A 22,877-nucleotide genomic window follows, 5' to 3' on the forward strand; every position below is an offset into this window, starting at 1 on the left:
CTAATTGTAAAGTTAAGAAATATTAACTCATTTTAATAATATATTGGCTGGTATAAAAATTATTTTAACGCTTTAATAAACGCTGTAATTTCTGGAAAATGATTTGTGATTTTTTCAACAAATACAAATTGATTTTTTGCTCTCTCTAAATTATGATTTTGATGCTTGGTTTTAAAGTAGACATCATTATTTAGATAATCTGTTAAAAAACGCATACCCATAATAAAAGGCAATATTTTTATACTGATTGGCAGTAAATCGATTTCTTCTTTTGTAGCACTTTTAAAGCTTCGAAAAAAACCTTCAGTATAACTTTTAAAATACTCGAAATTAAACTCAATTTTACTTACATCAATTTCATCTTCATCAGCAGTATTACACAATGTTCTAATAGCATCGCCATAATCGAAATGCAAAACACCTTGCATTACAGTATCTGTATCAATTAAACACAATGCTTTATTTTCTTTTGAAAATAAAATATTTGAAATTTTAGTATCGTTATGTGTAAGTCTTAACGGTAATTTATGTTGTTGAATTGCAATATCAATTTCTTGCATTTTGTTGATATGCGTTTCTATAAAATCAATCAATTCTTTAGATTGATTGATTTTCTCTTCCGAAGCATTTTGTTGCGCTTTTTTAAATTGTTGATAACGAATCGTTACAGAATGAAAATCTTCTAAAGTAGTTGTGATTTTTGAAAGATCTATATCTTTTGTCAATTCTAAAAATGCTCCTGTAATTTTACCAGCTTCAAAAGCAATCTGAGTATTTTCTGCTTTTAAATAAGTAATAGAATCTTCGATAAAAATAGAAGCATTCCAAAAGTTGCCATCTGTATCTTCATAAAAAAAAGTACCGTCTTTTGCTTTTACAAAACACAATACTTTTTGCTGAATTTCTTCTTGAGGTAAATCCTTTAATTTGTGTTGTAAATGATCGCTAACACAAATTTTATTTTCAATTAATTCTTTCGCTTTCGGAAAAACAGTTTTATTAATTTTCTGTAAAACGTACTGCGGTTTGTGAGTTGTTTTAATTAAAAAAGTATCATTAATATGTCCAGAATTTAGTTCTTGATACGATTCAAATTCTGATTGAATTTCAAACTGATTAATGATACTTATTAATATGTTTTCCATTACCAAAGTTTTGGCGGATACACATTTTGCTGAATTAGTTCTTTTACTTTATTTACAACAACTTCTTTGTCTTCTTTGTAAGTAACGCCCATCCATTTTGCATTTGTACTTAATACTTTCATTTTGGCTTTGTTCATTTTTATTAAGTTGTCTACCACTAAAGGCAAAAAGAATTCTGCTTTTAATTCCTGACTGCTTTCTTCTAAAAATGCTTCGAACTCACTATCTAAAAAGTCTAAGAAAGTTGGCGTAAATCCAAAGAAATTCATAGATACAATTGTATCTCTAGACATAATTGCTTCGTTACCTTCTTCGTTTTCGAAAACAATTTCTTCTCCTCTTTTTGTAATGGCTGTTCTTTCTTTTATTTGCTGTAAATTATTATCTTTATCTGCAAAAGTTTCTCCTCTAGAAACGCTTCCGTTTTCTGACAACGTATTGTAAATTGGATAACCAACCATTGCGTAATCTGTTGATGATTCATCTGCATTCTTTAAGAAAGAAATAATCGTTTCAAAAGCATCTAATCCGTAAAAATCATCTGCGTTAATTACACAAAAATTATCTTTAATTTGATCTTTTGCAACTAGCAATGCATGTGCTGTTCCCCAAGGTTTTACACGGTTATTTTTACTATATTTTTCTGGCACTTTAGAAGTTTCTTGAATTGCATATTCAACTTCTACTTTACCTTCTAATTTTGCGCCAAAATCGGTTTTTACTTCTTCTAAGATATCTTTTCGAACAATAAACACAACCTTTGTAAATCCGGCTTTAATTGCATCAAACAAAGAAAAATCCATAATGGTTTCTCCGTGTTCTGATATTCCGTCGAGTTGTTTTGTTCCTCCATATCTACTTCCCATTCCTGCTGCTAAAATTACTAGTGTAAAGTCTTTCATATTTAATTTTTGGTTTTTGTTGGTTTAAACTCTGTAAAACGATTTGTTTTTGCTGTTTTAACAGAGTCTTTTTCTATATTAATTTCTTTCTTCTTTTTTAATCCTATTTTTCTAAGCAAATCTACTAAATTATTAAAATCTACTTGATATGTTAAACCGATTCCTTGAGTATAACCTTCTTCTTCTGTTGAATATTGAATTTCATTTTGACGATTAAAAATTACTGCTCTAAAATTTCCTCTTTCGTTTAATAAAACTTCAACCTTCACTTCTCCTACAACACTAGATTGCGTTTTAGAACCAACTGGCACACCAACTTTTCCGTTAACCATAACTCTGTCAGAAATTTGTGTACCAACAGCAAAGTTTACCAAATCGTCATTTATCACATTATTTACATCTGTTTTATCTGTAATTTCATAATCTACATCAAACTGAACTTTACCATCTTCGCTACTAATTAAACCTGAAACCAAATTTGAGATTGCATTAGATGTTGTTCCTATAATTGCATTTGAGCTATTAAAATTAGACTTATCTGGATTATGAAATGTGTTTAACACGAGCAAAGATAAAAATTGTTTGGTTTTTTCGTTTACATCATTGTCATTTAATTTAAATTCTAATTCTGATGCAATTGCGTTATTTACATTCGGAATTTCAATATCAAATTCTTGATTAGATGTAAATAAACCTCCGCTAATTCTTGTAATTAAATTTACAGGTATTTTTTTACTAGAGTTAAAGTTTTCTAACAACATAGACGGATTTGCCTTTGTTGTATAAACCGCAGTAATATTTAAATCCGCATCAGACGGACTTCCATCCCAAGAAATGGTTCCTCCTTTATTTACGTTAAATGTTTTATTTACTAAACCACCGTATTTAAATTCATATTTTCCTTCATCAACAATAAAGTTTCCGTCCATTCTAAATTTTCCTCTCGTATCAATTTCTATTTTTAAATTTCCATTTCCTCTACCATTTAGCAAACTTCCGTTAGATTTATCTATTACTATTTCTGCAATAGCATCTTTAGTTACTTCTAAATTTATGTCTAATGTTAATCCTTTTAATGCGTTTAATTCAAATTCTTCAATTTCTTTTTCGGTAGTAACTGTTTTACTACTTCTAAACTGAATTAGCTTGTAATTATCTACAATTTTAATATCATTTAACGGAATTACAAATTTTGTATTTGGATTTGTGGTTGCATTTACATCAATAAATAAGTTGTCTGTAAAACCATAAATTTTTGCATTTCCATTGATAAATGCTGTTCCGTAATACAAAGATTCTTCAGTTTCTTTGGTATCTAACACAACTAAATTATTGGTTAAGATATTTAAATCCATTTTCCAATATTTAAAATCTTCGTGTGATATCGTTCCACTAAAATCTCCTCTTGTATTATATTTAGTATCTAACAATTTTAATTCTTCAAAAATAAACTTTTGTTGATCTAACTTAATTTTTGTGATGCCTTCAAAATCATAATCAACATTTAAATACGGAAATAATAAACCTGCGTCTTTTAATTCTAATTCGCCTTTCATATTAGGATTTCTTAAAAATCCAGAAACATTAAATTGACCAGATGCTTCTCCTCTTAATTTAGACAACACATCTTGACCTAAAGGACTAAAGGCTTTTAATTGAAATTTATCGAGTGTTACTTTTAAATCTATAATTGGTCTTTCATCAGTAAAATCTATAAAGCCGTTTGCAAAAATACTTTTACGATCCGAGCTTTTTAAGGTTAAATCTACTGCATATTTTTCGTAAGAATTCTCTCCTACAATATTTAAATCTAAATCTCCTTGAGCAAAAGAATTTATTTTAAAATTAGAAACCGATAAGTTTCCCTTTGGACTATATTGTCCATCTTTTTGAAGGAAGTCTAACTTTCCGTTTAAAATTCCGTTTAAAGACAAACTATCTATTTCTGGCAACAAGCTAGATAATTTTACTTTCTTAAAATCTATTTTTAAATCTTTATGAGTTGAGTCTTTTACAATACCTTGAAAAGTAATTTCTTGTTCTTTTGATCTTAAATAAAAAGGGCTAAACTTAAACTCCTCTTTCTTTAAATCGAAAACTACTTTGCTGTTTTTATTATCCTGCGGATTAATTTTCCAGATATTATTCTCAAAATCGAAACTAGATTTTTGAATTCCTAAAACAGATTTTTTTTCTTGGTTAAGCGTATAAAAGAAATCTAAATTAAAGGTTTCATCAGGATTTAAATCTCCTTTAAATTCTGATTTTACAAACAGCGTATCATTCTTTGTTTTATTGATTAAGTTAAACTTGGTAGCATTAAAATAATCTGTATTAATTTTAGCAACTCTTAAATGCGTATTAAAGGCAATATTTTTATTATTAACGTAAAGATTAATTGAATCTAATGAACTGCCATAAGCGATAACTTTTGGGGTTGTTAAGTTTAATTTAAAGATATTTTTAGCAGTATTTATTTCTCCGTTTAAATTGGTGTTTTCATCAATATAAATATCTGGAAAAAACACATCTACAATTTGATTATAAATATTTAAATTATAGTTTATTGTTTGATTTGGCGCCACTTTATGCGGAATGTAATTTGCATAAATACTTCCCAAAGCATTTTGTGTTAAAGGTATAAGTTCACTAAACTTAAAATTGCCTTTTATATATCCTTGAGCAATTCCGTTTGCTTCAGAATTGCTATTTATATCGATAGATTTAATGTCGTCTTTAACTGTAGATGTTACTACAAATCTTTTAAAAGTATAAGATTTTTTTGGGCTTGTATATTCTACATTGTTAAACGTAGTAACACCAATAATGTCATCAAAAGTATTACCAACAATATCAAACTTTAATTCTCCTTTTATTTTAGAAATACTATCTCTTGTAAACAAGTTGGTTTTAACCAAATCTGCATCTTCTATAGTTGCTGTAAAATCGAACCTATTTACTTTTGATGAAAAATCTGCTAAACCGTTAAATCGCATTTTTAGAAACTCATCACTTACGTTTAAGTTTCCGTTAAAAAGTTTGTTTTGAAACAATCCGTTTACGTTAATATCTTTGTAAGTATATTCATTAAGATCTATTTTTTTAATAACGCCAATAATTCCAGTATTTATATTATCTACTCTAAATCCTGTACCGTTTACATCACCGTTTAAGGTTATTTTACCAACAAGTGGCTCGTTAAAAAATTTACCAATATTAAAGTTTATCAACTCTACATTTCCTTTATAATTTGCATTATCTATATTGGCAATGTTTGTAAGTTTTAAATCTGCTTTTGTAGTTCCTATTTTAGAAAAAATAACAACATTTAAATCTAGATTATTTTCGTTGACAAAGGTTTTACCTTTTAACGTAAAATCTCCCAACCTCTTAAATTCCGTTGGCAATATGTTTCCTAATAAATTAGGCAATACATTTTTTAATTCTTGATAGTTTGCAGTTACGTTTTGTAAATCTCCATCAAAAGAAAACCCTTTTTCTGTATCAATTGCATTTATAAACTTTAAATCTCCGTTGATAACAATTCCGTGATCAGAATTAATATCTAATTGATTTACTTTAAAATCATTTAACGTACCAACCAAAATTCCGTCTAAATTTAACACATCACCAACACCAAACTCACCATAAAAATTACTTAAATCTTCTAAAGAAACTCTACTCTTAGAAAAATCTGCTTTTATAGAAACTTTATCGTTAAAAAACTGTAAATCTTCTCTTTTATAAGTAAAAGTAATGTCTGCATTTATTTGAGAAGTTTCTGTTTCTAACACTGTTTTTTTAAACAGCATATTGGTTGTAGAGTACGTAAAATCTGTTGTTAAATTAGTTACTTGTAAACCGTTTTTTTCTCTAAAATATAAACCTCTAATTTTTGCAGTAACATCTGGTCCAAGAATTTTAAAATCGCTTAAACTACCACCGGCATTTTTAACATAAAATGGTAAACTGTCCTTTTTGTTTGCATCAATCAACTTAAAATTTAAGCTGTTCAAATACATATTAGAGCTGCTTAAATAAAATGGTTCGGATAAAGAATCTCTTGGAGAATTATCTTCAAAACTTTCAATAAAAATTGACAAGTTATCGTTTGTTTCTCCTTTATGAGTTTTTAAATGAAAATCAACTCCTTCTAAAGAAACACTTCCTAAATTTACTTTATTGTTAAATACTTTTTTTGCATTCAATAAAGAAGTGCTTAATTTATCTACAAAAATTAAGGTGTCGTTATGATGATCTCTAATTTCAACTCCTTTTAACCGAACAGAACCCAAAAAAGACAAGTCAACTGTTTTAATTACAATACTTGTATTAAATGATTTCTTTAAACTTTTGGTTAAAGTTCTAGCCAACCTAGTTTGTACTCCCGGAATTGAAAAGATAATACTTATCAAAAACAAGAATAGCAGCACATAGGCTAAAAATCTTACAAATATTTTAATCTTGTTTTTAATAATCAATTTTTTTCTAAAAGTGGAATAATCAGTGAATTCTAATCAAAAATATTGCCATTTATTGCAAAGAAAGTTGAAATTTTGGTAACTATTGAATTTGAATCAATATTTTTGCAACACAATTTAAACCTTTTAACCTTTTGAACCAAAAATCGATTTATATTTTAGGAATAGAATCTTCTTGCGACGACACAAGCGCCTCTGTAATTTACAACGGAAAAGTATTGAGTAATGTTATTGCAAATCAAGAAATACACGCTAAATATGGCGGAGTTGTTCCGGAATTGGCTTCGAGAGCACATCAACAAAACATTGTGCCTGTTGTACAGCAAGCTTTAGAACAAGCAAATATTGATACAAATCAACTATCTGCTATTGCATTTACGCGCGGACCAGGATTAATGGGCTCTTTATTAGTTGGCACTTCATTTGCAAAATCGTTGGCGTTAGGTTTACAAATTCCTTTGATTGATGTAAATCATATGCAAGCACATATTTTAGCGCACTTTATTGTAGAAGAAAACGCTAAAATTCCGCCTTTTCCTTTTATTTGTTTAACGATTAGTGGCGGACATACACAAATTGTAAAAGTGACCAATCATTTTGAAATGGAAATTCTTGGTGAAACTATTGATGATGCTGTTGGAGAAGCTTTTGACAAATCTGCTAAAATTTTAGGATTGCCATATCCTGGCGGACCGTTAATTGATAAATATGCGCAAGAAGGAAATCCGAAAGCTTTTCAATTTACAAAACCAAAAGTGGGCGATTTAGATTTTAGTTTTAGCGGATTAAAAACTGCTATTTTATATTTTATTCAGAAAAAAGTAAAAGAAAATCCGAATTTTATCGAAGAAAATTTGGTAGATATTTGCGCTTCTATTCAATATACAATTATTGAAATTTTAATGGAAAAATTAAAAAATGCGGTTAAGCAAACTGGCATCAAACATATTGCAATTGCTGGAGGCGTTTCTGCTAATTCAGAAATTAGAAAAAGATTGCTTTTGGCAGAAAAGCATTTTGGATGGACAACCTACATTCCGAAGTTTGAATACACCACAGACAATGCTGCTATGATTGCCATAACTGGATATCTAAAATATTTAAACAACACGTATTCTGAAATCGGAATTACCGCACAAGCAAGATTAAAAGTTACCGAATAATTTAAGTATCTTTAAAACATCTAAAAAGATACATGATGAAAACTAAAACGATTGTTTCACTATTTTTTATACTGCTAATTGTTATTTTTTCTTTACAAAATTCAGAAATTACAGATGTAGATTTTCTCTTTTGGAAAATTTCTGTTTCTCGGATACTAATCATTTTGGGAAGTTTTTCTTTTGGTGTTTTGGTTGGCATTTTGGTTTCTATGAAAAGAAAGACAACCTCAACAACAGGTACAAAATTAGAAGCATAAAAAAAGCGAGCTAATTCTTAAATTAACTCGCGTTTTAATTTTATAAATTGCTTTTTATCCTAAAATTTCTGTTAGCACTTTTGCTAATCTAATTCCGCCTTTTTGCAACTGAGTTCTTACTGTTAGAAAATGATCGTACATATAACGGTAGCTTAATTTTTCTCCTGATTTTGCAGAACCGTAAATCATTTGAGCCAATCCTTTAGATTCGTTTACCCAATCTACAACAGTACCTTTTTGTAATTCTTTTATCTGCGCTTTACTTAAAACTGCAGTATTTGATGCCAATTCTGTATAGGTCATATTAAAACTATCAATCATTTGGCTGTCCCAAACTCTGTGCATATTTGTTCCTCTGTTAAACCAATTTACTTGAAAATCGTTTCCTCCTCTATCAGTAACTCTACCAACATGCATTGGTTGATGTAAATCACCAATTAAATGCACCAACATTTTTAAATGAAAAACCTTGTCTTCTTTAGACGCATTATCATCCAACAAAACTTGCTTACATTTTTCAATTCCCATTACTAAATCTCCTTTTGGATTTTTAGTTGATGTTTGATATGTTTCATCATCATTTAAATTTACATAATGCCAAGTTGAATATTTTCTATATGCATTATCAGATTTAATATCATCGGCAAAAGTAGAAATCATTGCTAAACTTTGTCCGTTTAACAATTCTTTAATTTTTTTCTGTACTCTTTTTGATAAATGTTTTGTTGCAATTTCGCCAACTGCTCTATGACCTGTATTTCCCCAAATTATTTCTTTTTCACCATCAGACGCAAAAGAAAAATTGCTAATAAATACAAATGCTAGTATGTATAAAATCTTTGTTTTCATTTTTATGTTTTAAAATTTCGTTTGGCTAATTTATAAAAATAATACCTGATAAGTTTGGAAATATCAAAAAAAAACATATATCTTTATGATATCAATTTAATATCATAATAAAATACATATATCATGAGTAACGAAAAAAGCATAAAACCAGCAAACGGATATGTAATGTTTGCATTAGTATTAGTACTATTTATTGGAGGAATTGTAATGGCAATTAAACAAGAAAATCCTATTTGGATTTTAGTAACTGTAGTTGCTTTCATTTGTACATTTGGATTTATTTTAGTCAATCCAAATTCATCAAAAGTAATTTTACTTTTTGGTAAATATATCGGAACCGTAAAAACAAACGGTTTGTATTGGGCAAATCCGTTGTACAAAAAAAGAACCATTTCTTTAAGAGCAAGTAACTTTGATAGCGAACGCTTAAAAGTAAACGACAAATTGGGTAATCCAATTATGATAAGCACCATTTTAGTTTGGAGAGTAACAGATACTCATAAAGCTGCTTTTGATGTTGATAATTACGAGAATTTTGTAAGAGTACAAACTGATGCTGCTGTTAGAAAATTAGCAAGCATGTATCCGTACGATAATTTTGCAGACGAAGGAACAGAAGAAGATATTACTTTACGATCTAGCGTAAATGAAGTAAGTGAAGCTTTAGAAAAAGAAGTTGAAGAACGTTTGTCTATTGCAGGAATTGAAGTTCTAGAAGCAAGAATTGGTTATTTAGCATATGCACAAGAAATTGCAAACGCCATGTTAAAAAGGCAACAAGCTACGGCAATTGTTGCTGCGCGTCATAAGATTGTTGAAGGTGCGGTAAGTATGGTAGAAATGGCTTTAGAAGAATTAGGCAAAAAGAATATTGTTGATTTAGACGACGAACGTAAAGCAGCAATGGTAAGTAATTTAATGGTTATTTTATGTGGAGATAAAGATGCTTCTCCTGTTTTAAATACCGGAACTTTAAATCATTAAGATGATTATAATTGCTTTAAAATTAACAGCCATTTTTATAAGTTTTATCTCGGTACTACTCATCTATATATTTAAATAAAAGCAAGCGTATGTTAAGGTTTCAAATTAAAAACAAAAAAATACTTTTTATACTATTCGCTATTTTTATAGCACTAATTAGTTTTGGTGTTTTACTTTTAACAAGTAAATAGAATGAATAACAAAAACGCTTTTATCGGAATGATATTTGGAGCCGGAATCGGAATCATTTTTAACAGCACAGGTTTAGGTTTACCAATGGGAGCTGGTGTAGGATTGGTTATTGGCCTGATGTTAGACAAACAAAGTAAGAAAAACAATGAGTGAAAAACAAATTTTAGCAATTGCTATTGGAACAGCTTTAGGTACAAGTATAGGGACAACCTTTGGAGTTGTGTTTGACAATATTGCTATCGGAATTTCTATTGGATCTGGAGTTGGAACAGCAATTGGAACCGCATTAGCGTTTATTAATTTTGGAGAAAAGAAAGAATGTAAAGACAAACAATTATGAAAGAATATAAAGTAGTAAAATGGAAAATGGGTTTAACCAAAAATGAAGAAAGATTAGAAGACACCTTAAATGAACATGCTAGAAGCGGTTGGCAAGTAATTCATATTGGAGAACAAAACACACGCATTGTTTTAGAAAGAGATAAAAATAGATAATGAGAATTTTTAAAGAAGAACAGCGTTTTACACAAAGCTGGTTGATTGTTTTAATAACAATTAGTATGCTCGTTCCTTTATTCATCATCATTAAAGAATTTTCTAAAGAAAACTCAACAATGAGCATGAATGAATTTCTCTTTTCTATTATCCTAATACCATTATGCATACTACCAATATTCTTCTTTAAATTAAAAACAAGAATCGATGAAAAAGGAATTCATTATCAATTTTTTCCGTTTCATTTTAAAGCAAAAACAATTACTTGGTCAGAAATAAAAATGGCAAATACTAGAAAATATTTTGCCATCACAGAGTATGGTGGCTGGGGATTAAAAACCAGCTTTCTTTCAAGAAAAAAGAAAGGAATTGCTTATAGTGTTTCTGGAGATTTGGGTTTACAACTCCAATTAAAAAACGGAAAGAAAATTTTAATTGGTACACAGCTTATAGATGAAGTAAATTCCGTTTTAAAAACATACGAAGATAAAATACAAACAGATGAAAACTAAATTTTTATATATCTTTTTATTGATTTTCGCTGTTACTAACGGACAGTCAAAAATTACATCAGAAGAAATTTTGATAAAAAATGATTCCATCGAGTTACCAGGAACTTTAACATATTCAAATACAAAAACTCCGTTGGTAATTTGGGTTCACGGTTCTGGAAATGTAGACAGAAACGGAAATCAAGGTGCAATTGTAAAAGCAAATTACATCAAACAATTTAGAGACGAAATCAACAAAGAAAATATTGCTTTTTTTAGTTTCGACAAAAGAACATCAAACCCAAAGAACTTTAAGTTTTTAAAAGGAATTGTATTTGAAGATTTCATAAGTGATGTAGAAAAAATAATCGCACATTTTAAAGATGATAAACGTTTTACAGAAATTATAGTAGTTGGTCACAGTCAAGGTTCTTTAATAGCAATGTTGACTTCCAAAAACGCAACCAAATATGTTTCTCTAGCTGGTCCAGGAGCATCGATAGATCAAACAATGGTAAAACAAATTACTGCACAAAATGCACTTTTAGGCGAAGCAGCTGCAGCACATTTTAAAGAATTAAAGGAAACAGGAAACGTTAAAGAAGTAAATCCTTTATTAATTTCTATTTTCTCAAAACCTAATCTTCCTTTTTTTAAATCTTGGGCAAGTTATAATCCTATTATAGAAATTAAAAAACTAACAATTCCGGTTTTAATTATCAACGGGACAAAAGATTTACAAGTAAAGGTTGAAGATGCAAATGCCTTACACAACGCAAAACCATCATCAAAATTAGTGATTATAGAAAACATGAATCACGTTTTAAAAAACATCGAAAAAGATGCAGATAATATGAAATCGTACTATTCAGCAGATTATTCATTATCAAAAAAATTAATTACAACTGTTGTTGCATTTATAAAAAAGTAACCATGGCAAAAAAGAAAGCATTCGCACTGCGGATAAATGAAGATATGATGAAAGCTATTGAAAAATGGGCTTCGGATGAGTTTCGATCTACCAACGGACAGATTGAATGGATGCTCATGCAAAGTTTAAAAGAAGCCAAAAGAGAACCAAAAAAGAAAAGCGAAGAATAACATTCTTCGCTTTTCTTTTTTGGAATGATTTTAGCATTGAAGGTAATAAATACTAATTATGAGAAATTTAATTCTATGCTTTTTACTTTCTTTAAATTTCAACTCATTCTCTCAAGAACAGAAAAAAGATTCTTTATTTATTAAATTAGATAAAAAATACCTAGAAATTACAGAATTTCATAAATCTAAAGGTTTTCAATATTATAGTCTTATACAAGACAGAAATCATCATCCAGAAGATTGGTTTTATTTTTCTGAAGAAAAAATAATATACAATTTAAAACCAATAAAAATATTTAACATTATAGAAGTATTAAAAAAAGCAAATGCTTTTTATCAAATAAACAAATATGATGAATTTGATTTTTATCAATATTTAGAAAAAAAATATGATAAAATTTTTCTAATTACAAAAAACAGATTTATTCAGGTTGACATCAATTATTTTATAGAATAATACAACCCTAAGAATAACATTCCTTACATTTTTGTTAAAAAACACTCAAAAATTTTTGAGTTTTTTTTTGTTTCGTATCTTGTTGCTCTTAAAATAAAAAACAACTAACCTAAATACCATGAAAAAATTACTCTCATTACTTTTTCTACTTACAACTACTTTGATGTTTTCTCAAGAGTTCTCAATGGATCTTGTAAAAAACATGAAACCAAGAAATATTGGTCCTGGTGGAATGAGTGGACGTGTTACAGCCATTGATGTTGTACAATCTGACACAAATATTATGTATGCCGGAACTGCTTCTGGTGGTTTATGGAAATCTACTTCTGCTGGAGTGAAATGGGAACCAATTTTCGATAATGAATTAACGGCTTCTATTGGTGCGGTTGCCATTCAACAATCTAATCCAAGTGTAATTTGGGTTGGAACTGGAGAAGGAAATCCTAGAAATAGTTTAAATGGTGGATTCGGAATTTATAAATCTTTAGATGCCGGAAAAACTTGGAAAGCAATGGGATTAGAAAAAACACGTCATATTCATCGTGTTATTGTAGATCCAACAAATCCAGATATCGTGTATGCCGCAGCAATCGGTTCGCCTTGGGGAGAACATCCGGAACGTGGCGTTTATAAAACTACGGATGGAGGAAAATCTTGGAAACAAATTTTATTCAATAATAATAAAACTGGAGCTGCAGATTTGGTAATGGATCCATCAAATCCAAATAAATTAATTGCTGCCATGTGGGAACACAAACGCGAGCCTTGGTTTTTTAAATCTGGTGGAGAAGGAAGTGGTATGTACATTACACATGATGGAGGAGATTCTTGGAAAAAAGTGACTGACAAAGAAGGTTTCCCAAAAGGAGAATTAGGAAGAATTGGAGTTGCTATTTCTAGAAGCAATCCAAATACAATTTACGCATTGGTAGAGTCTAAAAAGAATGCGCTTTATAAAAGTATTGATGGCGGATTTAAATGGAGAAAAATAAATGAAAAATCAGAAATTGGAACACGTCCTTTTTATTATTCAGAAATTTATGTAGATCCACAAAACGAAAATAGATTGTATTCTATTTTTACTTACGTGAATGTTTCTGATGATGGTGGAAAAAGCTTCAGTCAGTTAATGCCAGCTTATGGTGTAAATAACGGAATACATCCAGATCATCATGCTTGGTGGATTCATCCAGAAAATGGAAACTTTATGATTGATGGAAATGATGGTGGATTAAACATTACAAAAGACAAAGGAAAATCTTGGCGTTTTATAGGTAATCTTCCTGTGGCGCAGTTTTATCATATTAATGTAGATAATGATTTTCCGTATAATGTGTATGGCGGAATGCAAGATAACGGATCTTGGGGCGGTCCAGCATATGTTTGGAAAGCACAAGGAATTAGAAATTCATACTGGCAAGAATTAGCATTTGGTGACGGTTTTGATGTGGTTCCAGATAAAGAAGATTCTCGTTACGGATACGCAATGAGCCAACAAGGTGCTGTTTCTAGATACGATCAAAAAACAGGTTATAGTTATTCTATACAACCAACGCATCCAGATCCAAATGTAAAATTACGTTTTAACTGGAACAGTGCTATTGGTCAAGATCCTTTTGACAATGCTACCGTTTATTTTGGAAGTCAATTTGTACATAAAAGTACAGACAAAGGAACTACCTGGAATGTGATTTCTCCAGATTTAACAACAAACGATCCAAACAAACAAAAACAATCTGAAAGTGGTGGTTTAAGCATGGATGCAACTGGTGCAGAAAACCATACAACAATTTTAGTAATTGAGCCATCGCCTTTAGAAAAAGACATGCTTTGGGTTGGTTCTGATGACGGAAGAGTTCACGTTACCAGAAATGGCGGCGCAACTTGGCAAGATGTATCAAAAAACTTAAAAGGATTGCCAAAAGGAAGTTGGATTGCACAAATAAAAGCATCAAACAAAAACAAAGGAGAAGCTTTATTAATTGCCAATGATTACCGTCGTTTTAATTATACGCCTTATGCATATAGAACTAAAAATTATGGAAGAACTTGGACACGCATTGTTGATGAAAACGATGTACAAAGTTATACCTTAAGTATTGTTGAAGATCTTGAAAATCCGAATTTACTGTTCTTAGGAACTGATGACGGATTGTACATTTCTTTAAATGCTGGAGATAAATGGACAAAATGGACGAATGGTTTTCCAACAGTTCCTGTAAAAGATTTGGTTATTCATCCAAGAGAGCACGATTTAGTAATCGGAACTTTTGGTAGAGCTGCTTGGGTTTTAGATGATATCAAACCTTTAAGAGCGTTGGCAAAAAGTAGTAAAAGTTTTGCCACGAAATTAGAAATGTTTGAACCACCAATTGCATATCAAGCAAGTTTTATACAACCAACAGGAAGCAGATTTGGTGCAGATGCTTTGTATCAAGGAGAAAACAGAAGACGTGGCGCACCAATTTCTTTTTACATCAACAAACCAGAAGCTGATAAAAAAAGCAAGGTAAAATGGGATGAAATTAAATTAGAAATTTTTGATGGAACGCGTTTAATTAGAACTCTAAAACAAAAAACTCCAAAAGAAAACGGTGTACATAAAATGTATTGGTTCTTAGATGAAAAAGGAGTTGCAAGAGCATCAAGATCTTTAAGAACATCAACTAGAGAACCAAGCGGAATTAGAGTAAAACCAGGAACATACAAACTAAAAATGAGTTTTGGAAACCAAGTTTCTGAGCAAACAATTAAAGTTGAATTTGATCCTAGATTAACTTATTCTAAAACAGACTTATCTACTCGCTATGAAATGAGCAAACAATTAGAGGCAAATAGTAAAACCATTGCAGAGGTTGTGAAACAATTAGTAGAAAGCAAAAATACTGTAAAAGAGATTTCTGAAAAATTATCGAAAACGGATAAGAAAAAATATGCTGCTCAAATAAAATCATCCAAAGAAATTACTAATAAAATTGACACATTAATTAGCATGTATCTTGGAACGATTGATAGAAGACAAGGAATTACTAGAAATCCTGAGATTACTGTAAATCAAAGATACGGAGCCGCAAGAAGATATTTAGGTGCGCGTTTTGGGAAAATCACCAAAACAGAAACTGAATTGATTAATCACTTTAAAGACGAATTGAAGAATGCATTAGATAAAACAAATACGTTTTTTAGTTCTGATTGGACAAAGTATAAAACCGAAGTGGAATCCATTCAGATTTCGCCGTTTAAAGAAACCAAAAGTTTTTCTGCAAACTAAACTAAAAACGAAGCTTTACCGCTTCGTTTTTTTTGTGCCTATAATTTTAATACTTTAGCCAAAAATATTTTATAATGACAGCACCAATTTTTACAAATGACGCAATTGTTTTCGGACTCTTAATGCTTTCTTTAGGATTTGTATTTTATACAGAATCAAAAACATCTGGTTTTTGGCACAAATTCTACAAGATTGTTCCGGGTTTATTTATGGCGTATTTTGTGCCAGCAATATTTACAACACTTGGAATTATTGCACCTGAATGGGAAACCACAAACAACCTTGGAGAAACCGTGAAACAAAGCTCGAGTTTGTATTATGTTTCTAGTCGATTTTTATTACCAGCAGCGTTGGTTTTAATGACCTTAAGCATCGATTTAAAAGCCATTTTTAATTTAGGTTCTAAAGCATTAATTATGTTTTTTACAGGAACTGTAGGAATTATTATTGGTGGACCAATTGCTATTTTATTAATTTCTGTTTTCTCGCCAGAAACTGTTGGTGGAGCAGATTTTGATGCTGTTTGGAGAGGACTTTCTACATTAGCTGGAAGTTGGATTGGCGGTGGCGCAAATCAAACAGCCATGTTAGAAATTTACCAATACAATCCACAGAAATATGGCGGAATGGTGTTTGTTGATATTGTAATCGCAAATATTTGGATGGCAATTTTATTAATCGGAATTGGTAAAAAAGATAAAATAGACAAATGGTTAAAAGCAGATACATCTGCCATTGAAGATTTAAAAAACAAAGTTACTTCATTTACCCAGAAAGTAAAAAGAAATCCTACGTTAACAGATTTAATGATTATGCTTGCAATTGCTTTTGGAACGGTTGGTTTTGGACATTTTGCTTCTAAATATTTAAGTCAGTTTTTTGGAAATTTAGTTGCCGGAATAGAATCTCAAACCGTTAAAAATATGTTTACCTTTTTAGATTCTCAATTTTTCTGGTTGATAAGTATTTCTACAATCGTAGCGCTTATTTTATCGTACACAAAAGCGAGAAATTACGAAGGTGCTGGCGCATCAAAATTAGGAAGCGTTTTTATTTATGTGTTGGTTGCAACTATTGGAATGAAAATGGATTTAATGATGATTTTTGACAATCTAGGATTAATTGCTATTGGAGCAGTTTGGATGTCAATTCATGCAGGATTATTGATTTTAGTTGCAAAACTAATCAGAGCTCCGTATTTCTTTTTAGCGGTTGGTAGTCAAGCAAACGTTGGTGGTGCTGCCTCTGCTCCTATTGTGGCGCAAGCATTTCATCCATCATTAGCAACTGTCGGAGTTTTATTAGCAGTATTTGGGTATGCAATCGGAACCGTTGGTGCAATTCTTGCTACAATTTTACTAGAATTAGCGTCAAAAGTTTAATAGAAATACGCATATTTGCAAACGCAAAAAATTATACTTTATAATGAAAAAAATACTTGTTTTAGGTTTCGCAATACTAATTGCTTCTTGTTCTTCTAAGAAAGAAGGAAACATGATTGTAAACGGTCAAATAAAAGGATTAAAAAAAGGAACTTTGTATTTACAAAAAATAGAAAAGGACACTATTTTAAAAACAATAGATTCGGTTTCGGTGTTAGGAAGTGATCACTTTACATTAACCGCAAATGTTGAAGAACCAGAAATGTATTACCTAACTTTTGATGGAAATACAACCAACAAATACATTACTTTTTTTGCTGATAAAGGCACCATTAATATTACAGACGATGTTTCTAAATTTGGTTTAAATCCTGTGATTACAGGTTCTAAAAACCAAGATATTTTAAATAATTACACAAAAATATCTAGACGTTTTAACGATCAAAACTTAGATTTAATTCAACGTAAATTTTACGCACAAAGATCAAACAATAAAGATTCTGTAGCTATTATTACCAAAGAATATGAAACGCTGTTAAGAAGACGTTATATGGTTACTGTTAACTTTGCATTGAATAACAAAGACAATCATGTTGCTCCGTATTTAGCGTTAACAGAATTGGTAAACGCAAATGTAAAATGGTTAGACACCATTAACAAATCGTTATCCGATGAAGTTAAAAATTCTATTTACGGTAAAAAATTAGAAAAATTTGTTGCTGACATAAAAAAATCAGAAATAAAAGAATAGAATCTTTCTAAATTTAATTCGTTTATTATTACTCGTTTTACTGCAATAAAAAAAAGCAGCTCATTGTATTTTTTATAGGGGATTAAAAATACAATGACACTACTTTCTTAAGTTAACCAAACTAAAAAGTTCTTGAGATATTAAATCCTAAGTGAATATCTCCTTTAAAAAAGTTACCCGTAGTTTCTGTAATAAAGCTTTTTTCTATCATGGTTATTGCGTTTGATAGAATTAACTGAAACACATGTCCGCCAGTTTCAATGTCAACTCCAAAAGCCATTGAATTTGTGGTTTTTAAAGATGATAAATGATCTAAAGCATAAAAATATTCGCTATTAAAAGAAACTCTTTTACTTAGTTTTATTCTTGTACCTAAACCAACTGCAAAAATATCGTGTGGATCTGCTTCAACTTTTACACTATTTCTATGCACATAAGTTGGTGTAATTTGAAAAGAAAAAGAAGGACTTACTTTTCTTGCAATTAAAACCTGACCAACATAAAATAAGCTTTCTTTAAAGGTTCTTTTATCTGCTGGATCGTAATCTTTTATTGTTTTTGCTGCTACACTTCCAAAAAGCGACACTGCAAAAGGAAATGATTTTTCTCCTTTTTTTTGTTTTAATAAACTATATTTAAGGAAAACATCATATGTTTTCTCAAAACTACTTCTTCCAAAACCCGCAGTTAAATTATCATTTAAGCCATATTCTAAAGCAAATCTAATATTTGATTGATCTAAACCAAACAGCTCATCAAAACCTAAATTAATTGCTCCGAACCTATGAGAAATAATAAATTCTAATTCTTTGTTTTTTCTGTTTTCAATAGAATGGCCGTTTATAATTCTGGTTCCTTTAAAAGTTGATGTTACTACATTATTTGATTTTGGTGTTTCTAAATCTAAAACATCTAGTAAGTCTTGTGCAGAAACCTGCAAACTTAAAATCATTAAAAAAATGGTTAGTGAAATTTTTCTCATAATACTATTTTTTATACGGTGTATGGTTAAACTCAAAACTTACTTTAATTTTTTTGGCGATATTCTTTACAACTACAGCCGGAATTTCAATATTAAAATCTGCCACTTTTAAATAGAATTCTCCTTTTACTAAAATTGATTCTGAAGTTTTTGTAAAACTTGCTGGAATAGTTATTTCTTTAGAAATTCCATGAATGGTAATGACTCCTTTTACTTCCGCTTTTGTATCAGACACATTTATAGAATCAAAATTTAAAATATCTCCTTTAAAAATTGCCTTTGGATATTTATCTGACTCCACATAATTTTCATTAAAATGCTCTTGCATTAATGCTTTTTTAAACATAAATGATTTCATTAAAATTGAAATTGCCATTTTTCCATTACTAGTATCAATTATGCTTAGCACTTGGTTGTTATCTGCTTTTATATCTTCCATTGCTGCAGAAGAGAAAAAAGTTACAGTACCATTTTTAGTTAAAAAACGTTCTTGTCCGTTTGCTATATTTATAAATAAAAAACAGGCAAGCATTGTATAAATTAGTTTCATTGTATTAAATTTTAGTTGGTTAATATTTCAGATTTCACAAGAATAACATCCATTAAATATCCTGTACAAATTCCTTTAACAGAAATTGTTTGTCCTTCTTTAAAATTGTGCATTTTTTTTGTTGATTCTTCTGATAAATGACAAAGTACACTTCCAAAATCATCATTTGTTTTTAAAGAAATGATTCCTAAACCTTTTTCAGTTTTTAATGATGCTATTTCTCCTTTTACTTCAATAATTTTTTCTAAATATTTTGTATTTGCATCGTTTTCATCCGACGAAAAATCTTTTAAAATTTTATTTGCGCTTAAAGAAATGTCTGCTTTAGAATTGGCAACATTTACATGTGGTTTATTGTAGATTTTATAAGCGACAAAAGCGCCAATAATTCCTAAAATTAAAATTGCTGATAGTATTTTTTTCCTTTTCATAATCTTAATTATTTAAAGCTCCACTATCAATCCAACTTACAATTACATTAATTTCTGCATTCGTTAGAGAACCGCCAAGCGGCATTCTTCTGCTAGAAACTGCACTTTTTACACTTGTTTTATTTGCACTAATAGTACTAAAACTTCTTAAATCTGGAAATTGACTCCCGTTATGACATTGAATACAGTTTGCATCAATAATTGGTTTTACATCTGTTGTAAAAGAAAAAGTTTCACCATTACCAGGATCATCTGGTTCTGTCATTTCTTCTATGTGATTTGTACATGAGAAAAAGAAAATACTTAGAAGAAGTATTAATAACTCTTTTCTAATTTTAAAATTGGTTTTCATATTTAGTTGGTTTTATAATTATTACGACAAAGTAACTACCAACTAAGGCTTTAGAAAGAATTAAGTTTTATGAAAGGGAAATATGAATGGTTAAAAAGGAAAAAAAAGCGTTAAATAGTATATTGATACTGCTGAAATTTAGCAATTAGGTTTACATATTTAGCCACTGTTTAAATTCTGCAGCTTTGTTTTTACTAATTATTATTTCTTCAGAAGTTTTAGATTGCAATAAAATTTTAAGTTGACTATTTCCGTATTTTATAATTTTATCTATTGCTGTAATACTAATAATAAATTGTCTGTTTGCTCTAAAAAACAATGTTGCATCTAAATTTGTGTACATATCATCTAAGCTTATATTTGTTGTAGATTTTTTTCCTTCAAAAGTTACCACATATGTAATTGTGTTTTCTGTATACACAAATGCAATATCTCCAATTGGAATAGAAACTAATTCATTTCTAATATATGTAAGAATTCTTTGACGCTCTTTATCAAGCGCCTCTTCTGTTTTATTCTCATTAGAAATTTCAACCACTTTTTCTTTATATGAAACTAAATCTGTATTTAATTTAGATAAATTTATTACCTCAGATGCTAAAGTAGAATTCTTTAACTCTAATTGTTTTTCATAAGCGCTTCCAATAATTCTAACTGCAAAAAAGGAAAGTACAATTACTACAACTCCCATAATTAAGAAGATTAAGTAAAAGTTTGTTTTTAATGCACTCATTTGAGCTGTAATACTAACTATATTTACATTAGCTGCAACGATTAAATCTGAATTTTTAACTGGAGATATATAAATTATTTCTGATGTATTTTCTTTTCTATTAACTAATATTTCATATAAGTCATCAGAATTATTTTTCACTTTTAAAGATGACAACAATGCTTCATTAGAATTAACTTGTTGACCAACTTTTGTTTTATCTGGATGACAAACTTCTTTTCCACCCCAATTAAAAACACTAATAAACCAACTATCTGAATTAGAACCTTCTATTGTTTTTTGAATATTTTCTATAATTTTTTCTTTTTTTATTCCTGATAAAAGCTGAAAACCTACAAGTTTAGCAATTTCATTTGCTTCTCTTTTACTAGATTCTACTTGGACTTCGATCAATTGATTTGCACTTGTTTTTATAAAATATTGTGATGCAATAGAAGCTATCAATAAAAAAATAACTGCAATAGATAAGAAAGTTAAAAAATATAATTTGTCCTTTTTCATTTTTAAAATCTTGGAAGATTATCAAAGCAAAAATAGAATAATATTTTACGCTTCTTTATAAAATTACAAAAATTGCAATTTATTCAACCGCTATTTTTCCTTTTTAAAGCCAAAAATTACCTTTCAGATAACTTTTTTAGTTTGCAGTTCAATGTTTTGTTTGATTTGCCCCAACATTAATATAAAACTAAAAAAAATGAAAAATTTTAAAAATCAAATTTCAATTTATGTTCTAATTTTATCATCAGCTTTAATAGTAAGTTGCTCTTCTAATAATGTTGAAGAAACATTAGAACCACAATTAACAGGAAGATCTAAAGTGTATAATTTAGCCGCTTTAACCAACACAAACATCTCTGGAACTGCAACCTTTTTAGAATATGAAGACAGCTCTACAGGAATAAAATTAGACTTACAAAACACAACTACCGGTAATACACATCCAGCACACATACATTTGAATACAGCTGTAGAAGGTGGAGAAGTTAAAATCACATTAGCACCAGTTGATGGAGCAACCGGAAAAAGTACTATCAATATTAAAACTAAAGATGACGGCTCTTCAATTACATATAATGAGTTGTTAGAATATAATGGATACATAAACATTCATTTAAGTGCATCACAAGCTGCAACAATAGTAGCTCAAGGTGATATTGGACAAAATGAATTAACTGGAAAACTAAAAGAATACCCTTTAGCAACAAAAGATGTTGCAGGAATTGATGGTGTTGCCAAATTTTATGAACGAGTAAATGGATCAACTTTAGCTGTAATTATTTTAAACAACCCAAAACCAGCTGGTTCATATCCAGTTCACATTCATTCTGGAGCTGCTGGAACTGGTGGTGGAATTATTTTACCTTTAAATAATGTTGATGGCGCAACAGGAAAAAGCAAAACACAAATTACAAAACTTGCTGATAATACAGATTTACCATATTCAGAAATTAAAAACTTAGATGGATATATTAATGTGCATAAAAGTGCTGCAGAAATTAGCACAATTGTTGCGCAAGGAAACATTGGAATTAACGATGGGAAACCTGTAATTACAAAAAACTATAATGTAACTAATACTGGTGGAACTGCTTATGTATTTAATAATGATGTTTTAACAAATGCAAGCAATCCAAACTTCACTTTAAAAAGAGGAAAAACATATACATTTAAAGTAAACACACCAGGACATCCATTTCTAATAAAATCTGTACAAGGAACTGGTACATCAGATATGTATAATGATGGTGTAACAGATAATGGAACCGCTTCTGGTACTATCACATTTACAGTTCCAGCAAATGCCCCAAATAAATTATTTTATAATTGTGAATTTCATGGAGTAATGACTGGCGAAATCACAATAGTTGATTAGTTTTGTAAATTGAGTTATCTTTGAGTAAAATC

The 22,877-nt window shown here is 29.6% G+C and carries 23 protein-coding genes; 14 read left to right on the top strand and 9 right to left on the bottom strand.

The features are described from left to right. Positions 1-59: 59 nt before the first annotated feature. The 3 genes from ABDX67_RS09570 to ABDX67_RS09580 are packed head-to-tail and all read right to left on the bottom strand — an operon-like array spanning position 60 to position 6,420. Positions 60-1,145 carry a phosphotransferase enzyme family protein gene (locus ABDX67_RS09570; protein WP_347174790.1) on the bottom strand — a complete coding sequence of 362 codons (1,086 nt, stop codon included), beginning with the start codon at positions 1,143-1,145 and terminating at the stop codon, positions 60-62. Then, the gene (locus tag ABDX67_RS09575) at positions 1,145-2,047 is read right to left on the bottom strand and encodes a nucleotidyltransferase family protein (protein WP_347174791.1); all 903 of its coding nucleotides are present in this window, start codon (positions 2,045-2,047) and stop codon (positions 1,145-1,147) included. Before ABDX67_RS09575 ends, ABDX67_RS09570 begins: the two co-directional genes overlap by 1 nt. Before the next feature lie 2 nt (positions 2,048-2,049). After that, positions 2,050-6,420 (bottom strand): translocation/assembly module TamB domain-containing protein, encoded by a 4,371-nt coding sequence (locus ABDX67_RS09580; RefSeq protein WP_347174792.1) that lies wholly within the window; start codon positions 6,418-6,420, stop codon positions 2,050-2,052. A 242-nt stretch (positions 6,421-6,662) separates the two neighbouring features. On the opposite strand from ABDX67_RS09580, the gene tsaD reads away from it, so the two are divergent. Together tsaD and ABDX67_RS09590 are read left to right on the top strand one after the other, a co-directional pair. After that, the gene (gene tsaD / locus ABDX67_RS09585; protein WP_347174793.1) at positions 6,663-7,691 is read left to right on the top strand and encodes a tRNA (adenosine(37)-N6)-threonylcarbamoyltransferase complex transferase subunit TsaD; all 1,029 of its coding nucleotides are present in this window, start codon (positions 6,663-6,665) and stop codon (positions 7,689-7,691) included. 35 nt (positions 7,692-7,726) lie between these two features. Further along, positions 7,727-7,948, top strand: coding sequence for a LapA family protein (locus tag ABDX67_RS09590; RefSeq protein ID WP_347174794.1), 222 nt, complete (start codon positions 7,727-7,729; stop codon positions 7,946-7,948). Between the two features lie 54 nt (positions 7,949-8,002). On the opposite strand, the gene ABDX67_RS09595 is transcribed toward ABDX67_RS09590, so the two are convergent. Next, the gene (locus ABDX67_RS09595; RefSeq protein WP_347174795.1) at positions 8,003-8,797 is read right to left on the bottom strand and encodes a S1/P1 nuclease; all 795 of its coding nucleotides are present in this window, start codon (positions 8,795-8,797) and stop codon (positions 8,003-8,005) included. Positions 8,798-8,920: 123 nt separating this feature from the next. Between ABDX67_RS09595 and ABDX67_RS09600 the strand changes: the two genes are divergently transcribed. The 11 genes from ABDX67_RS09600 (at position 8,921) to ABDX67_RS09650 (ending at position 17,921) form a co-directional block, all read left to right on the top strand. Next, positions 8,921-9,781 carry an SPFH domain-containing protein gene (locus ABDX67_RS09600; RefSeq protein ID WP_347174796.1) on the top strand — a complete coding sequence of 287 codons (861 nt, stop codon included), beginning with the start codon at positions 8,921-8,923 and terminating at the stop codon, positions 9,779-9,781. A 192-nt stretch (positions 9,782-9,973) separates the two neighbouring features. After that, the gene (locus ABDX67_RS09605) at positions 9,974-10,126 is read left to right on the top strand and encodes a hypothetical protein (protein ID WP_347174797.1); all 153 of its coding nucleotides are present in this window, start codon (positions 9,974-9,976) and stop codon (positions 10,124-10,126) included. Next, entirely contained in the window at positions 10,119-10,313 is a 195-nt protein-coding gene (locus ABDX67_RS09610) for a glycine zipper domain-containing protein (protein ID WP_347174798.1), read from the top strand. The genes ABDX67_RS09605 and ABDX67_RS09610 overlap by 8 nt, the downstream gene beginning before the upstream one ends. Then, entirely contained in the window at positions 10,310-10,468 is a 159-nt protein-coding gene (locus ABDX67_RS09615; protein ID WP_347174799.1) for a DUF4177 domain-containing protein, read from the top strand. The genes ABDX67_RS09610 and ABDX67_RS09615 overlap by 4 nt, the downstream gene beginning before the upstream one ends. Then, positions 10,468-10,980 carry a hypothetical protein gene (locus tag ABDX67_RS09620; protein ID WP_347174800.1) on the top strand — a complete coding sequence of 171 codons (513 nt, stop codon included), beginning with the start codon at positions 10,468-10,470 and terminating at the stop codon, positions 10,978-10,980. Before ABDX67_RS09615 ends, ABDX67_RS09620 begins: the two co-directional genes overlap by 1 nt. Next, positions 10,970-11,890, top strand: coding sequence for an alpha/beta hydrolase family protein (locus ABDX67_RS09625; protein ID WP_347174801.1), 921 nt, complete (start codon positions 10,970-10,972; stop codon positions 11,888-11,890). The genes ABDX67_RS09620 and ABDX67_RS09625 overlap by 11 nt, the downstream gene beginning before the upstream one ends. 2 nt (positions 11,891-11,892) lie before the next feature. Further along, a complete protein-coding gene (locus ABDX67_RS09630) occupies positions 11,893-12,060 on the top strand; it encodes a type II toxin-antitoxin system antitoxin (protein WP_347174802.1) in 168 nt (55 codons plus the stop codon). 58 nt (positions 12,061-12,118) lie between these two features. Beyond that, positions 12,119-12,517, top strand: coding sequence for a hypothetical protein (locus tag ABDX67_RS09635; RefSeq protein ID WP_347174803.1), 399 nt, complete (start codon positions 12,119-12,121; stop codon positions 12,515-12,517). Positions 12,518-12,635: 118 nt separating this feature from the next. Next, positions 12,636-15,788: a VPS10 domain-containing protein gene (locus ABDX67_RS09640; RefSeq protein WP_347174804.1), complete on the top strand. Its 3,153-nt coding sequence runs from the start codon at positions 12,636-12,638 to the stop codon at positions 15,786-15,788. 74 nt (positions 15,789-15,862) lie between these two features. Continuing rightward, complete coding sequence (locus tag ABDX67_RS09645) at positions 15,863-17,170, top strand: DUF819 family protein (protein ID WP_347174805.1); 1,308 nt, start codon at positions 15,863-15,865, stop codon at positions 17,168-17,170. A gap of 43 nt (positions 17,171-17,213) precedes the next feature. Then, positions 17,214-17,921 (top strand): DUF4369 domain-containing protein, encoded by a 708-nt coding sequence (locus tag ABDX67_RS09650; protein WP_347174806.1) that lies wholly within the window; start codon positions 17,214-17,216, stop codon positions 17,919-17,921. A gap of 121 nt (positions 17,922-18,042) precedes the next feature. Here the strand turns inward: ABDX67_RS09650 and ABDX67_RS09655 are convergent, their stop codons facing one another. From ABDX67_RS09655 to ABDX67_RS09675, 5 genes are all read right to left on the bottom strand, one after another. After that, complete coding sequence (locus ABDX67_RS09655; protein ID WP_347174807.1) at positions 18,043-18,903, bottom strand: DUF5777 family beta-barrel protein; 861 nt, start codon at positions 18,901-18,903, stop codon at positions 18,043-18,045. 4 nt (positions 18,904-18,907) lie between these two features. Further along, positions 18,908-19,453: a YceI family protein gene (locus ABDX67_RS09660; RefSeq protein WP_347174808.1), complete on the bottom strand. Its 546-nt coding sequence runs from the start codon at positions 19,451-19,453 to the stop codon at positions 18,908-18,910. A gap of 11 nt (positions 19,454-19,464) precedes the next feature. Next, on the bottom strand, positions 19,465-19,884 hold the full coding sequence (locus ABDX67_RS09665) for an OB-fold protein (protein WP_347174809.1): 420 nt from the start codon (positions 19,882-19,884) through the stop codon (positions 19,465-19,467). Positions 19,885-19,888: 4 nt separating this feature from the next. Then, on the bottom strand, positions 19,889-20,236 hold the full coding sequence (locus tag ABDX67_RS09670) for a c-type cytochrome (protein WP_347174810.1): 348 nt from the start codon (positions 20,234-20,236) through the stop codon (positions 19,889-19,891). Between the two features lie 151 nt (positions 20,237-20,387). Continuing rightward, positions 20,388-21,470, bottom strand: a complete 1,083-nt coding sequence (locus ABDX67_RS09675) for a LytR/AlgR family response regulator transcription factor (RefSeq protein ID WP_347174811.1) — start codon at positions 21,468-21,470, stop codon at positions 20,388-20,390. A gap of 196 nt (positions 21,471-21,666) precedes the next feature. Between ABDX67_RS09675 and ABDX67_RS09680 the strand changes: the two genes are divergently transcribed. Continuing rightward, positions 21,667-22,845, top strand: coding sequence for a hypothetical protein (locus ABDX67_RS09680; protein ID WP_347174812.1), 1,179 nt, complete (start codon positions 21,667-21,669; stop codon positions 22,843-22,845). Positions 22,846-22,877: the final 32 nt, after the last annotated feature.

Source organism: Polaribacter uvawellassae, assembly GCF_039748955.1.
GTDB classification, from domain to species: domain Bacteria; phylum Bacteroidota; class Bacteroidia; order Flavobacteriales; family Flavobacteriaceae; genus Polaribacter; species Polaribacter uvawellassae.

What these genes read in the sequence shown, in the direction of transcription:
- ABDX67_RS09570 (WP_347174790.1), bottom strand. Translation starts at nt 1,145, where the DNA reads ATGGAAAACATATTAATAAGTATCATTAATCAGTTTGAAATTCAATCA.
- ABDX67_RS09575 (WP_347174791.1), bottom strand. Translation starts at nt 2,047, where the DNA reads ATGAAAGACTTTACACTAGTAATTTTAGCAGCAGGAATGGGAAGTAGA.
- ABDX67_RS09590 (WP_347174794.1), top strand. Translation starts at nt 7,727, where the DNA reads ATGAAAACTAAAACGATTGTTTCACTATTTTTTATACTGCTAATTGTT.
- ABDX67_RS09595 (WP_347174795.1), bottom strand. Translation starts at nt 8,797, where the DNA reads ATGAAAACAAAGATTTTATACATACTAGCATTTGTATTTATTAGCAAT.
- ABDX67_RS09600 (WP_347174796.1), top strand. Translation starts at nt 8,921, where the DNA reads ATGAGTAACGAAAAAAGCATAAAACCAGCAAACGGATATGTAATGTTT.
- ABDX67_RS09605 (WP_347174797.1), top strand. Translation starts at nt 9,974, where the DNA reads ATGAATAACAAAAACGCTTTTATCGGAATGATATTTGGAGCCGGAATC.
- ABDX67_RS09610 (WP_347174798.1), top strand. Translation starts at nt 10,119, where the DNA reads ATGAGTGAAAAACAAATTTTAGCAATTGCTATTGGAACAGCTTTAGGT.
- ABDX67_RS09615 (WP_347174799.1), top strand. Translation starts at nt 10,310, where the DNA reads ATGAAAGAATATAAAGTAGTAAAATGGAAAATGGGTTTAACCAAAAAT.
- ABDX67_RS09620 (WP_347174800.1), top strand. Translation starts at nt 10,468, where the DNA reads ATGAGAATTTTTAAAGAAGAACAGCGTTTTACACAAAGCTGGTTGATT.
- ABDX67_RS09625 (WP_347174801.1), top strand. Translation starts at nt 10,970, where the DNA reads ATGAAAACTAAATTTTTATATATCTTTTTATTGATTTTCGCTGTTACT.
- ABDX67_RS09630 (WP_347174802.1), top strand. Translation starts at nt 11,893, where the DNA reads ATGGCAAAAAAGAAAGCATTCGCACTGCGGATAAATGAAGATATGATG.
- ABDX67_RS09635 (WP_347174803.1), top strand. Translation starts at nt 12,119, where the DNA reads ATGAGAAATTTAATTCTATGCTTTTTACTTTCTTTAAATTTCAACTCA.
- ABDX67_RS09640 (WP_347174804.1), top strand. Translation starts at nt 12,636, where the DNA reads ATGAAAAAATTACTCTCATTACTTTTTCTACTTACAACTACTTTGATG.
- ABDX67_RS09645 (WP_347174805.1), top strand. Translation starts at nt 15,863, where the DNA reads ATGACAGCACCAATTTTTACAAATGACGCAATTGTTTTCGGACTCTTA.
- ABDX67_RS09650 (WP_347174806.1), top strand. Translation starts at nt 17,214, where the DNA reads ATGAAAAAAATACTTGTTTTAGGTTTCGCAATACTAATTGCTTCTTGT.
- ABDX67_RS09655 (WP_347174807.1), bottom strand. Translation starts at nt 18,903, where the DNA reads ATGAGAAAAATTTCACTAACCATTTTTTTAATGATTTTAAGTTTGCAG.
- ABDX67_RS09660 (WP_347174808.1), bottom strand. Translation starts at nt 19,453, where the DNA reads ATGAAACTAATTTATACAATGCTTGCCTGTTTTTTATTTATAAATATA.
- ABDX67_RS09665 (WP_347174809.1), bottom strand. Translation starts at nt 19,884, where the DNA reads ATGAAAAGGAAAAAAATACTATCAGCAATTTTAATTTTAGGAATTATT.
- ABDX67_RS09670 (WP_347174810.1), bottom strand. Translation starts at nt 20,236, where the DNA reads ATGAAAACCAATTTTAAAATTAGAAAAGAGTTATTAATACTTCTTCTA.
- ABDX67_RS09675 (WP_347174811.1), bottom strand. Translation starts at nt 21,470, where the DNA reads ATGAAAAAGGACAAATTATATTTTTTAACTTTCTTATCTATTGCAGTT.
- ABDX67_RS09680 (WP_347174812.1), top strand. Translation starts at nt 21,667, where the DNA reads ATGAAAAATTTTAAAAATCAAATTTCAATTTATGTTCTAATTTTATCA.